13 protein-coding genes are annotated in these 12231 nt (G+C 65.5%); 11 read left to right on the plus strand and 2 right to left on the minus strand.

Annotated elements, in window-relative coordinates:
* Nucleotides 1–9 precede the first annotated feature (9 nt).
* From grrA to ribD, 9 genes are read left to right on the plus strand one after another with little or no spacing between them, the layout of a single operon-like run.
* On the plus strand, nt 10–378 hold the full coding sequence (gene grrA, locus CB0101_RS06220; RefSeq protein WP_010310634.1) for a GrrA/OscA1 family cyclophane-containing rSAM-modified RiPP: 369 nt from the start codon (nt 10–12) through the stop codon (nt 376–378).
* The gene (gene grrM / locus CB0101_RS06225) at nt 375–1583 is read left to right on the plus strand and encodes a cyclophane-forming radical SAM/SPASM peptide maturase GrrM/OscB (protein WP_010310637.1); all 1209 of its coding nucleotides are present in this window, start codon (nt 375–377) and stop codon (nt 1581–1583) included. Before grrA ends, grrM begins: the two co-directional genes overlap by 4 nt.
* A 1-nt stretch (nt 1584) precedes the next feature.
* Nucleotides 1585–2628: an AI-2E family transporter gene (locus CB0101_RS06230; RefSeq protein WP_010310639.1), complete on the plus strand. Its 1044-nt coding sequence runs from the start codon at nt 1585–1587 to the stop codon at nt 2626–2628.
* Nucleotides 2629–2633: 5 nt separating this feature from the next.
* Complete coding sequence (locus tag CB0101_RS06235; RefSeq protein WP_010310641.1) at nt 2634–2885, plus strand: hypothetical protein; 252 nt, start codon at nt 2634–2636, stop codon at nt 2883–2885.
* Nucleotides 2886–2912: 27 nt separating this feature from the next.
* A complete protein-coding gene (locus CB0101_RS06240) occupies nt 2913–5423 on the plus strand; it encodes a GH116 family glycosyl hydrolase (protein ID WP_010310648.1) in 2511 nt (836 codons plus the stop codon).
* Between the two features lie 52 nt (nt 5424–5475).
* On the plus strand, nt 5476–5718 hold the full coding sequence (locus CB0101_RS06245) for a type II toxin-antitoxin system Phd/YefM family antitoxin (RefSeq protein ID WP_010310649.1): 243 nt from the start codon (nt 5476–5478) through the stop codon (nt 5716–5718).
* Complete coding sequence (locus CB0101_RS06250; RefSeq protein ID WP_010310651.1) at nt 5715–5984, plus strand: Txe/YoeB family addiction module toxin; 270 nt, start codon at nt 5715–5717, stop codon at nt 5982–5984. Before CB0101_RS06245 ends, CB0101_RS06250 begins: the two co-directional genes overlap by 4 nt.
* A 41-nt stretch (nt 5985–6025) precedes the next feature.
* Entirely contained in the window at nt 6026–6550 is a 525-nt protein-coding gene (locus CB0101_RS06255; protein ID WP_010310652.1) for a DUF3122 domain-containing protein, read from the plus strand.
* Nucleotides 6547–7626 carry a bifunctional diaminohydroxyphosphoribosylaminopyrimidine deaminase/5-amino-6-(5-phosphoribosylamino)uracil reductase RibD gene (gene ribD, locus CB0101_RS06260; RefSeq protein ID WP_010310654.1) on the plus strand — a complete coding sequence of 360 codons (1080 nt, stop codon included), beginning with the start codon at nt 6547–6549 and terminating at the stop codon, nt 7624–7626. Before CB0101_RS06255 ends, ribD begins: the two co-directional genes overlap by 4 nt.
* Here ribD and CB0101_RS06265 read toward each other — a convergent pair.
* Both CB0101_RS06265 and CB0101_RS06270 read right to left on the minus strand, forming a co-directional pair.
* Nucleotides 7623–8369 carry a potassium channel family protein gene (locus tag CB0101_RS06265; protein ID WP_246833841.1) on the minus strand — a complete coding sequence of 249 codons (747 nt, stop codon included), beginning with the start codon at nt 8367–8369 and terminating at the stop codon, nt 7623–7625. The genes ribD and CB0101_RS06265 overlap by 4 nt on opposite strands.
* Before the next feature lie 36 nt (nt 8370–8405).
* Entirely contained in the window at nt 8406–9053 is a 648-nt protein-coding gene (locus tag CB0101_RS06270; protein ID WP_010310658.1) for an SOS response-associated peptidase, read from the minus strand.
* A gap of 85 nt (nt 9054–9138) precedes the next feature.
* On the opposite strand from CB0101_RS06270, the gene ftsH reads away from it, so the two are divergent.
* Both ftsH and argF read left to right on the plus strand, forming a co-directional pair.
* Complete coding sequence (ftsH, locus tag CB0101_RS06275) at nt 9139–11019, plus strand: ATP-dependent zinc metalloprotease FtsH (RefSeq protein ID WP_010310661.1); 1881 nt, start codon at nt 9139–9141, stop codon at nt 11017–11019.
* Between the two features lie 164 nt (nt 11020–11183).
* Nucleotides 11184–12134 (plus strand): ornithine carbamoyltransferase, encoded by a 951-nt coding sequence (argF, locus tag CB0101_RS06280; RefSeq protein ID WP_010310664.1) that lies wholly within the window; start codon nt 11184–11186, stop codon nt 12132–12134.
* The last annotated feature ends 97 nt before the right edge of the window (nt 12135–12231 follow it).

Consider the following 12231-nt stretch of genomic DNA (forward strand, 5'->3'; position numbering starts at 1 on the left):
ATCCTCGCCATGGCACCTCGTTCCCTTCTGCAGCTGCTCACCCTCACCGCCGCGGCGGCCGTGTTCACGGACACGGCTCAGGCCGCTGTGTATCAGGCCCCTGACCTGAGCAATCCCCTCGAGAGCCGCATCCAGGCCCTGCGCGATGGCGCTTGGCAACCCCACCTGAACGCAGCTGCCGGCGACCAACTGATCGCCCGCTACTGGGGTAACGGTGGTGGCCACAACTGGGGCAACGGCGGCCGTGGTGGTGGCGGTTGGGGCAATGGTGGCCGCTACTACGGCGGCGGCGTGAACGTGAACCTGGGCTGGCCCAATGGCGGCTGGGGCAATGGTGGCTGGGGCAACGTGCTGCCTAGCAGCTTTATCAACTGGTGATCGCCAGTTCAGAGGTGAGCCAGTTGGTGGCAGCTCCCCAGGCCGCTGGAGCAGAGCTAGATCTGAGCCGCTTCGGCCCCATCGGCCTGGTGGTGGTGCAATCCACCTCCCTCTGCAACCTCGACTGCGACTACTGCTACCTGCCCGACCGCCAAAAGCGCCGGGTCTTTGACCTAGAGCTTCTGCCGCTACTGCTGCAGCGCATCCTCGAGAGTCCTTTCTGCGGACCTCAGGTTTCGTTGGTGTGGCATGCCGGCGAGCCGCTCACCCTGCCCTGCAGTTACTACGACGAAGCCACGGCGATCATTGAGCGCTGTGTGCAGGAGTTCGCCGATGGCCAGGTCGTCGTTGAACAGCATGTGCAGACCAACGGCACGCTGATCAACGATGCCTGGTGCGACTGCTTCCAGCGCAACCGCATCGTGGTGGGGGTGAGTGTGGATGGCCCAGCCGCCATTCATGACGCCCATCGCCGCTTTCGCAACGGCAACCCCTCCCATCACCTCACGATGCGGGGCATCGAGGCCTTGCAGCGCCATGGCATTCCCTGCCATGTCATCGCGGTGGTCACCGCCGCTGCCATGGAGCAACCGGAGGCGATGTATCGCTTTTTCCGCGACAACAACATCGAGGCGGTGGGGTTCAACGTGGAGGAGCAGGAGGGTGTGCACACCAGCTCTTCCATGCAGGGCCAAGAGCAGGAGGAGCGCTACCGGCAGTTCCTGACCCGCTTCTGGGAGCTGAGTGAAGCCGATGGGCATCCCTTGATGCTGCGGGAGTTTCAGCAGGTGATCGATCTGATCCAGCGCAACCGCCGCCTCAATCAGAACGAACTCAATCGGCCCTACTCCATCCTCAGCGTGGATTGGCAGGGCAATTTCTCCACCTTTGATCCCGAGCTGCTCTCGGTGAGCAGTGAGCGCTACGGTAGCTTCAACCTGGGCAACATCCGCGACACCAGCCTCCTAGAGGCAGCCCACAGCCCCCGTTTCCAGCAGCTGTGGGGAGACGTGAGCTCCGGGATGGCGCGCTGCCAGAGCGGATGCGACTACTACGGACTCTGCGGCGGCGGCATGGGCAGCAACAAGTTCTGGGAACACGGCACTCTCGATTGCAGCGAAACCAGCGCCTGCCGCTTCCGAACCCAGATCCCGGTTCAGGTGTTGCTGGATCGCTTCGAAGCCGGCCCACCCAGCAGCCACTGACATGGCCCTTCCCCTCGATGCCCTGATCCGGCTGCTGCTGCTGGCCGCTTTAGGCGCTGCATGCGTGCTGATCCTGCAGCCATTTGCCGAGATCCTGGTGTGGGCCAGCCTGCTGGCGGTGATTTTGAAGCCGCTGCATGTGTGGTTGCAGCGTCGCTTACGGCTGGGGCGCTGGTGGGCAGCAGGCCTGATCGTGGTGGTGGGGCTGCTGGTGCTGCTCGGCCCGGTGGGGGCCCTGGCAGCCGCCCTCCTCAGCAATGTGAGCGAGCTAGTGCATCTGGTGCGCCATGGCCAACAGTCTCTCCCGCAACCACCAACGCTGCTGGTGGAGATTCCCCTGGTGGGCCCAGCCATCCGGCCGCTCTGGCACGGCGTGATCGGCGACCTGCACGACCTGCTGCGCACCCACTCGGAGACCCTCACGAGCCTGGGCACCCGCCTTCTGGAAACCACCCTGGCCAAAGGGCTTGGCTTCCTCAAATTCGTGGTGAGCCTGCTGGTGGCCGCCTTGATGCTGGTGCACTCCGAAGCGCTGCTACTGAGGCTGCGGAGGCTGCTGGATCGCCTGGTACCGGAGCACAGCGAAACGGTGCAACTGATCACGGCCACCACCGTGCGCAACGTGTCGCGCGGGGTGGTGGGGGTGGCCTTCCTGCAATCCCTGCTGATCGGCCTGGGGCTGGTGGCCGCGGATGTGCCCTGGTCGGGCCTGCTCACGGTGGTGGCCCTGATCCTCTGCCTCCTGCAGATCGGCCCCCTACCGGTGGTGATCGTGGCGCTGGCGATGGCCTGGAATCATCTGCCGCCGCTGCTGGCCCTACTGCTCAGCCTCTGGCTTGTGGCGGCCACCCTGCTGGAGCACCTGCTCAAACCCCTGCTGATGGCCCGTGGCTTGCCAGTGCCGATGCTTGTGATCCTGGCGGGGGTGCTCGGAGGCACCCTCAAAGGCGGTCTGGCTGGGCTGTTTTTAGGGCCAGTGCTGTTGTCACTGGGCTATCACTTTGTGCGCCTGTGGGTGGGCACCGACAGCCAACCCGCTTCTTGAAGTCGATGTCCCACGCCGATCGTCGTCAACGCATCCACGAACTGGTGCTGGCCTTAATCAGCCAGCAGAGCGAACTCGACCTCCTCGATGGCGACCACACCGGCAGCCTCGCAGCCGCCCAGGGCAACCCAGCCGGTTGGCTCGAGCGCAACCGGCGTGTGGTGCAGCGCTACCAGGCACTGGTGCGCTCGGCCGTCACCCTCGATGCCCTGGTGGATCAGGAAGTGGGCGAGCCAGCGCCCACCGGCAAGCTCTGACAAGCTGGCGGCACCTTCTTGTGCCCCATGGCGCGCCTCGGCCTGTCTGCCCTGAAATCTCTGCTGCGCCGCAAGGGGCTGGGCCGCTCGAGCACCACCAGCTGGCAGCCTCCTCGGGCCAGCTGGAGCCGCCCCATGGGCCTGGGCTGGCAGACGCCTTACACCGTTCGGTACGCCAGCAACCTCGACGACGGTCCCAACCACGGCATGCCGCTGGGAGGCTTCGGGGCAGGATGCATCGGCCGTGCGCCGGATGGCTCGTTCAACCTCTGGCATCTCGATGGCGGCGAACACTGGTTCGGCGTGCTGCCCGACTGCCAGTTCGCCCTGTTTGAGAGCAACGGTCAGCAGAGCCGCGCCCATGCGCTGGCGGTTCAACCGGAGCGCGATGCCTCCCGCCCCGATGCCGGCGCGCCCCTGCCGAGCTGGAGCTGGTATCCCGCCAGCACCGCCGAGCGCACCACTGGCACCTATGCCGCCCGCTATCCCCTGAGCTGGAGCCACTACCAGGGTGTGTTCGACGCTGAGGTGAGCTGCCAAGCCTTCAGCCCGATCCTCCCCGGCAACTATCAGCAGACCAGCTACCCGCTGGCGGTGTTCGTGTGGACGCTCCACAACCCCACCCGCAAACCCCTCGATCTCTCGCTGCTGCTGAGTTGGCGCAACACCAGCGGTTGGTTCACCAACACCGATTCCTCCGCGGAGGTGCACTTCCGCGACGACGGCAGCCCGGAGCACAACTATGCGCCCGCGATCGGCACCACCGAGGGCCAACGCAACCGCTGGGTCGATGACGGCCCGCTGAAGGGAGTGGTGTTGGAGAGAGACGTCTCCAACCCCGTGGCCGAGGGAGAGGGCCAATGGTGTATTGCCACCGGTGAGCAGCCGGGCGTGCGCATTCAGCGCTGCAGCCGCTGGAATCCTCACGGCGATGGCAGCGAACTCTGGAGCAGCTTCAGCGCCAATGGCTCCATCCCCGACAGCAACAACGATCGCCGCAGCAGCCAGAGCGATCCCGCCAGCGCCGCCCTGGCGGTGCAGTGCCGGCTCGAACCTGGCCAGAGCATCGAGATCCCTGTGGTGATCAGCTGGGATCTGCCGGTGACGGCCTTCGCCACTGGCACCAGCGCCCTGCGCCGCTACACGGATTTCTTCGGCAGCAGCGGCGGCAATGCCACCGCGATCGCCGCCGAGGGCCTGCGCGATTGGCGCCGCTGGCGTGAGCAGATCGAGGCCTGGCAGCAGCCGGTGCTGGAGCGGAGCGATCTGCCGGAGCCGCTGCGCATGGCCCTGTTCAACGAGCTCTACGACCTTTGCAGCGGCGGCAGCCTCTGGAGTGCGGCCAGCCGTGAAGATCCCGTGGGCCGTTTCGGCGTGCTCGAGTGCCTCGACTACGCCTGGTACGAAAGCCTCGACGTGCGCCTCTACGGCTCTCTGGCCCTGCTGCAGCTCTGGCCGGAGCTCGACAAGGCGGTACTGCGCAGCTTCGCCCGCGCCATCCCCGCCGCTGATCCCAGCCCACGGCCGATCGGTTGGTATTTCACCCAGGGCAAAGGCAGGGTGGAGGCCGCCCGCAAGGTGAAGGGCGCCACACCCCACGATCTCGGCGCCCCCAACGAACGCCCCTGGGATGCCACCAACTACACCGCCTACCAGGACTGCAATCTCTGGAAAGACCTGGCCAGCGACTACGTGCTGCAGGTGTGGCGCACCTTCAAGCTCGCCCCCAACGGCGAAGACATCAACTTCCTGGCGGAGTGCTGGCCCGCGGCGGTGGAGGCCCTGCACTACCTCAAGGGGTTTGATGCCAACAACGATGGTCTGCCTGATAACGGCGGCGCCCCGGATCAAACCTTCGACGACTGGCCGCTCAAAGGCGTGAGCGCCTACTGCGGCGCCCTTTGGATCGCCGCCCTGGAGGCGGCCCTGGCGATCGCCCAGCAGCTGCAACTCAGCACCGGGCTCGACACCGCCTCAGAGCAACACACCTTCAGCAGCTGGCTGGAGCAATCCCGAGCCAACTTCGACCATTTGCTCTGGAACGGCGAGTACTACGACATCGATGCCGAAAGCGGCACTCCTGTGGTGATGGCCGATCAACTCTGCGGTGATTTCTACGCCCGCCTGCTCGGCCTGCCGGCCGTGGTGAGCGAGGCCAACAGCCGCAGCACCCTGAAGGCCGTGAAGGAAGCCTGCTTCGAACAGTTCGAAGGCGGCAAGCTCGGCGTGGCCAATGGCCTGCGCCGCGACGGCACCCCCCTCGACCCCAACGGCACCCACCCCCTGGAGGTGTGGACCGGCATCAACTTCGGCATCGCCAGCTACTACCGCCTGATGGGCGACACCGACACCGCCCTGGCGATCACCGCCGCCGTGGTGAACCAGGTGTATGCCGGCGGTCTGCAATTCCGAACGCCCGAAGCGATCACCGCCGTCAACACCTTCCGCGCCTGCCACTACCTCCGCGCGATGGCGATCTGGGGGGTGTGGGCCACCCACACCGATTGGCAGCCCATCCCGGGGGCGGAACGGAACTGAGCCGCAAACCAGCGCAACGCTCGTACCATTACTGGTACGGATTCACGAAATCATGGGCTCGATCAGTGCCAGCGAAGCCCGTCGGCGCTTATTTGCGTTGATCGACGAGGTGCGCGAATCGCACCAGCCCGTTGAGATTCACGGCAAGCGCGGCAGCGCCGTCTTGCTCGCCGAGCAGGACTGGCGCGCGATTCAAGAGACCCTGTATCTGTGCGCGATTCCCGGCATGCGGGAGTCGATCCTCGAGGGTCTTGCTACCCCTGTGGAGGAACTGAGCGAGGACGCCGGCTGGTGAGCTGGCGCGTTCTGTTCACCCGCCAGGCGCAGAAAGACGCGCGCAAGCTCGCTAGCTCCTCACCCGCTCTGAAGAACAAAGCCCAGCAATTGTTGGAGCTCCTGGCCGTCGATCCGTTCCAGCAACCACCACCATTCGAGGCCCTAGTGGGCGACTTGCAGGGCGCTTACTCCCGGCGCATCAACATTCAGCACCGGCTGGTCTACGCAGTCGATCGTGAGGCCGCTGTGGTGAAGGTGCTCAGGCTCTGGAGCCACTACGACTGAGCACCGCTGGCCCATACGCTGTGCGGCAGCTCCACAGGCCCATGGGATCCGGTTCACCCGCTCGCTGGTTGTTGGCCCTGGTGGCTGGGGCGCTCCTGCTGCTCACGCCCCTCCAGCCCGCGTGGGCCCAGGTGCACGCCCATCCGGATGAAAACGGCCAGGAGGTGGTGCGCAGCCTCGAAAGCCTGCGCGACCTCGACTACCAAAGCTGGCAGGCCGTGGCCTATCGCACCGGTCCTCCCGGCGGGCCAGTCACCCTGCGGATCGTGGGATACCCCGGCCGCGTGCGCCTGGATCACCCCACCTCCTTGATCGTGCACTCCGGCCGCGGAACCTGGGAGCTCGCTGATATCACCACAGCCAACCCCAAGCTGGCGAGCGATGGCCGCGATGCCGCGGCCGAATTCGATCTGAACCCGCTGCTGGCAGATCTCCACCAAAACCGACCGCTGCGCTTGGAGCTACCTGGAGTGTTTGTCGAGCTGCCGGTGCCACCGTTTGTGGTGGGTGAATGGCGCAGCCTGCCCAGTTGGCGCGAGGATCAGACCAACCGCATCGGCGCATGAGCAGCCCCTGGCGGCCCTGGATGCAGCGGGCGCTGCAGCTCGCCGCCCTTGGCAACGGCCGCACCAGCCCCAATCCCCTCGTGGGCTGCGTGGTGCTGGATCGCGCCGGCCAGCTGGTGGGCGAGGGCTTCCATCAACGGGCCGGCACACCCCATGCGGAAGTGCACGCCCTGCGCCAGGCGGGGGAGCGGGCTAGGGGCGGCACGGCGGTGGTCACGCTTGAACCGTGCTGCCACCACGGCCGCACCCCACCCTGCAGCGAAGCCTTGCTGGCGGCGGGCGTGGCACGGGTTGTGGTGGCGATGCGCGACCCCGATCCACGCGTGGCCGGCAAAGGCCTCGCCCAGCTGCGAGACGCCGGCGTGGACGTGCTGGAGGGCGTGTGTGAAGCCGAAGCCCGAATCCTCAACCGGGGCTTTCTGCACCGGGTGGAGCAGGGGCGGCCCCTGGGCCTGCTCAAGTGGGCGATGAGCCTCGATGGCCGCACGGCCCTGCCCAATGGCTCCAGCCAATGGATCTCCGGCCCACCGGCCCGGGCTTGGGTGCACCACTTGCGAGCCCAGTGCGATGCCGTGATCGTGGGTGGCGGCACCGTGCGGGCTGACAACCCCCTGCTCACCTCCCGCGGCCAACGAACACCCGAACCGTTGCGCGTGGTGATCAGCCGCAGCCTGGATCTCCCCAAGCAGGCCCAGCTCTGGAATCAAAGCGAGGCAGCCACGCTGGTGGTGCACAGCTCCAGCGCACCGGCTGAACAACTTGATCGCCTCGATGGCCTGGGGGTGGAGCGATTGGTGCTCGAGCGCTGCGAACCGCTGGAACTCCTGGAAGCCCTGGGGCAACGGGGCTGCAATCAAGTGCTGTGGGAATGCGGCCCAGAGCTGGCCGCCGCCGCGCTCCGCCAGGGCTGCGTGCAGCAGGTGGCGGCTGTCCTGGCGCCCAAGCTGCTGGGCGGCACTGCTGCCCGCACCCCCCTGGGGGATCTGGGCCTGGTCGACGTCAACCAGGCAGTGGCATGGAGCAGGTCACGGCTACAGCAACTCGGCAACGACTGCCTGCTGGAGCTCAGCCCTTAATTCTCGAGCTCGTCTTCCACATCGCGGGCGGTGTAGCGGCTGATCAGCACGCCCATCACCATCGCCAGATACACCGTGCCAGTGATCGCCACCATCACGCAGAGCATCTGGGTCTGCGGCGTCACGGGATGAATATCGCCATAGCCGGTGGTGGTGAGGGTGACGAAGGCGAAGTAATTGAGCTCAACGAAATCCACAGCCCACACCGGACTGGAGGGATTGGCGTTGGTGCCTTGCCAACGCAACACCGGTGCATCCATCGAGCGGGAGGAGGCAAAGCTGCCGGGAGCCACGGTTTCCAGGGCGCTGAACAACAAGCCTGCAGCCAAACCAATCAGCAGATAACCCGCCAGAGCACCAAACAGCACCTCGCGGTTGATGCGGCGCTCTTGGGCCAACATGAGAACCAGTCGCTCACAGCTCCAGATCACCAGCAGAGCCCAGAGCATCAGCAACGGCAAGCCCGTGCTGCGATGCGACAGCGTCGTGAGGTACCAAACCAGCGAGGTCACCCAGGTAACGAACGCCAACATCCGGTAGGTGTGCATCCGGAACGTGGGCCAACGCCCTTCGTCAATCCGCCCGCCCAGGGTGCGCAGCAAGACCAAAGGGAGAGCGAGGTAGCCCACGGCCGCCAACTGACGCAACCCGTGAGGGAGCACCAAACAGGCCATCACCCCCAGGCACGTGACCAGCAAACTCACATAGCCGTTCTGACGGTGACGCAAGGACGGCCATTTCACGCGCAGCGTGTCTTCGTACTGCCGTCATTGTGGGGATCAAAAGAAGAGCGGCAACTGCTGCGGCCCCTCTTCCCGATCAGCGCGCCGCGGCGGCTCCGCCACCCAGCCAGACGGATCCCAACCACCCAGCAAAGGCTCGAGCACCCGCAGGCCCGGACCATCTCTGGCCTCCAACCAGGCCTGCTCCAAGCCGTTGGGAAGAATCACCGGCATCCGGTTGTGCAGCGGTGCCACCAACGCATTGGGAGCAGTGGTGAGCACACAACAGCTCTCCACTTCGCTGCCATCAGGGCCGATCCAGCGATCCCAGATTCCGGCCAGCCAGAAGAGATCGCCATCGCGGCGCTGGATGCGATGGCCCTTCTCGAAAAAGGCATCGGCCGGCAGCAGACAGCGTCGATGGCGCCAGGCGCCGCGGAAGCTGGCCTTCTCCGCCACCGTTTCGGCCCTGGCGTTGAAGGGGCGAGGGCCCGCCAGGGGGTCCTTGCTCCACTCCGGCAGCAACCCCCACAGCATCAGGGCGGGCTGCAGCTGCCCATGTTCCTGCCGCAGCGCCAACACCGGCTCGCCAGGGGCGATCAGCGGCCTCGGGGCGTAGTAGTCCTGCAGCCCAAGCGGCAGCTGACCCTGCAAACGCGGCAGCAGCTGATCCAGGCGAGCGGTGAGGGAATAACGACCACACACAGCGCGAACAGCTCCCGTTCGGTTCTCACCCACCATCAAGCCCGTGGGTGGCCCCTAGTTTGGTGGCCATTACGGCAAGCTGCGCATGCCTATCCGCAAGGACGACACGCCCCCGAATCGGCGGTTCGGCATCGTCAACCTGGTGCTGATCGGATTCGGAGTGCTGCTGCTGGTGAGCAGCTTCCTGCCCAACCAGGGCATGCAACAGGTGCCTCGAGTTCCCTACTCACTGTTTGTGAGTCAGGTGGATGACGGCAATGTTCGCCGCGCCTACATCACCCAAGAGCAGATCCGCTACGAGCTGAAGGAGGCGCCAGAAGATGGAGCCCCCTCGGTGCTGGCCACGACGCCGATCTTCGACATGGATCTGCCGAAGCGGCTCGAGGAGCATGGCGTGGAATTTGCCGCGGCACCGCCCCAGAAGCCCAGCTTCATCACGACGGCCCTGAGCTGGATCGTGCCGCCGCTGATCTTCATCCTGGTGCTTCAGTTCTTCGCTCGCCGCTCGATGGGCGGCGCCCAGGGTGCACTGAGCTTCACCAAGAGCAAAGCCAAGGTGTATGTGCCCGATGAGGAATCTCGGGTCACCTTCGCTGATGTGGCGGGTGTGGATGAGGCCAAGCAAGAGCTCACTGAGATCGTTGACTTCCTCAAAACACCCGAGCGCTACACTGCGATCGGCGCCCGCATTCCCAAGGGTGTTCTGCTCGTCGGTCCTCCTGGAACGGGTAAAACCCTCCTGTCCAAAGCCGTGGCTGGTGAAGCTGGCGTTCCCTTCTTCATCATCAGCGGCTCTGAATTTGTGGAACTGTTCGTAGGCGCCGGTGCTGCCCGCGTACGCGATCTGTTTGAAGAGGCCAAAAAGAAAGCGCCTTGCATCATCTTCATCGACGAACTTGATGCCATCGGCAAGAGCCGTGCCGGCTCGATGGGCGTGGTCGGTGGCAACGACGAACGGGAGCAGACCCTCAACCAGCTGCTCACCGAAATGGACGGCTTTGCCGCCAAAGACAAGCCGGTGATTGTGCTGGCCGCCACCAACCAACCCGAAACCCTCGACGCCGCCCTGCTGCGCCCGGGTCGTTTCGACCGCCAGGTGTTGGTGGATCGCCCTGACCTCTCAGGCCGCAAAACGATCCTCGACATCTATGCCCGCAAGGTGAAGCTCGCCCCAGGAGTTGATCTCGACAAGCTGGCTCAGGCCACCAGCGGTTTTTCCGGCGCCGACCTGGCCAACCTGGTGAATGAGGCCGCACTGCTGGCCGCCCGCGCCAAGCGCACCTCGGTGGAGCAGGGCGATCTCAACGAAGCGATCGAACGAGTGGTGGCTGGCCTTGAGAAGAAGAGCCGCGTGCTCCAGCCGGATGAGAAGAAGGTGGTGGCCTATCACGAGGTGGGCCACGCGATCGTGGGTCACCTGATGCCAGGCGGCAGCAAGGTGGCCAAGATCTCGATCGTGCCCCGCGGCATGGCGGCCCTGGGATACACCCTTCAGCTCCCCACCGAAGAGCGCTTCCTCAATTCCAAGGAAGACCTGGAAGGCCAGATCGCCACCCTGCTGGGCGGCCGCAGCGCAGAAGAAATCGTGTTCGGCGCCGTCACCACCGGCGCCGCTAACGACCTGCAGCGCGCCACCGACATTGCCGAGCAGATGGTGGGCACCTATGGCATGAGCGACGTGCTCGGCCCCCTCGCCTACGACAAGCAGGGCGGCAGCCGCTTCCTCGGCGGCGGCAACAACCCCCGCCGCGTGGTGAGCGATGCCACCGCCCAGGCGATCGACAAGGAGGTGCGCACCCTGGTGGATCGCGCCCACGACCGGGCCCTCTCGATCCTTCACCACAACCGCGATCTGCTCGAGAGCATCTCCCAGCAGATCCTCGAGAAGGAAGTGATCGAAGGCGACGACCTCAAGAACCTCCTCGCCAGCAGCGTGATGCCCGAGGAGGCCGTGGCGATTGCCTGATCAGCCCTAACTCACGGCTGGTCGAACACCATCACGCCATCAGCGTCCAGAGCCGGATATCCACGGATATCCCGTTCTGGGCGCTTTTTGATGTGCCATCACAGGGTCAGGCCCTTGACGAAGGGGCCCCTCATCCCGGATAAGGGTTCTTTGAAGAAGGGCCGATGGCTGCCAACAGCGGCTACCCCGCCTTAGCGGAGCTGAAAGGGCGCGACTTTCTCTCCTCCACCGACGCCAGCGCCGAGCAGACGGCCGCACTGCTGCAGCTCGCCGCTGACCTCAAAGCCGGCCGCACCCAGATCGACCTCTCGGGCCGCAGCCTGGGCCTGATCTTCAGCAAGGCATCCACCCGCACCCGGGTGAGCTTCACGGTGGCGATGGCCCGCCTGGGCGGACAAACCATTGATCTCAACCCCCAGGTGAGTCAGGTGGGGCGGGGTGAACCCGTGGCTGACACCGCAAGGGTGCTGAGCCGTTACGTGGATGCCCTCGCGATTCGCACCTTCGCCCAGGAGGAGCTGGCGGAGTACGCCCATTGGGCCTCCATTCCGGTGATCAATGCCCTCACCGATCTGGAGCATCCCTGTCAGGCACTGGCCGATTTCCTCACCCTGCAGGAAGCCTTCGGCGACCTGCAGGGGCTGACCCTCTCGTATGTGGGCGATGGCAACAACGTTGCCCACTCCCTGATGCTCTGTGGCGCCCTGCTGGGTGTGAACGTTCGGGTCGGCTGCCCCAAGGGCTACGAGCCCGACGCAGCGGTGTTGGAGCAGGCGCAGCAGCTGGCTGGCGACCGCTGCGCCATCGAGGTGCTGCATGAGCCCGTGGCAGCGGTGCGGCACGCCCACGCGCTCTACACCGATGTGTGGGCATCGATGGGGCAAGAAGAGGAGAAAACAGAACGCGAGCAGGCCTTCGCCGGCTGGTGCCTCAACGAAGACCTGGTGGCTGAAGCCGACCCGCGCGCGATCGTGCTGCACTGCCTGCCCGCTTACCGGGGCCTGGAGATCAGCGCCGGTGCCATGGAAGGCAGCAACAGCCGCATCTTCGACCAAGCCGAAAACCGCCTGCATGCCCAGCAGGCTCTGCTGGCAGCACTGCTGGGCGGCACCTGAGCAGGTGCCCAAAGCAACCAAAGGAGCCGCACCCTCTCCCTAGCGTTGGGGGGACGGCTCATCCGCTTGTGTTCCGAAGGCCCAAGCTGAAGCCCCT

The organism is Synechococcus sp. CB0101, from assembly GCF_000179235.2.
Classification (GTDB): Bacteria; Cyanobacteriota; Cyanobacteriia; order PCC-6307; family Cyanobiaceae; genus Vulcanococcus.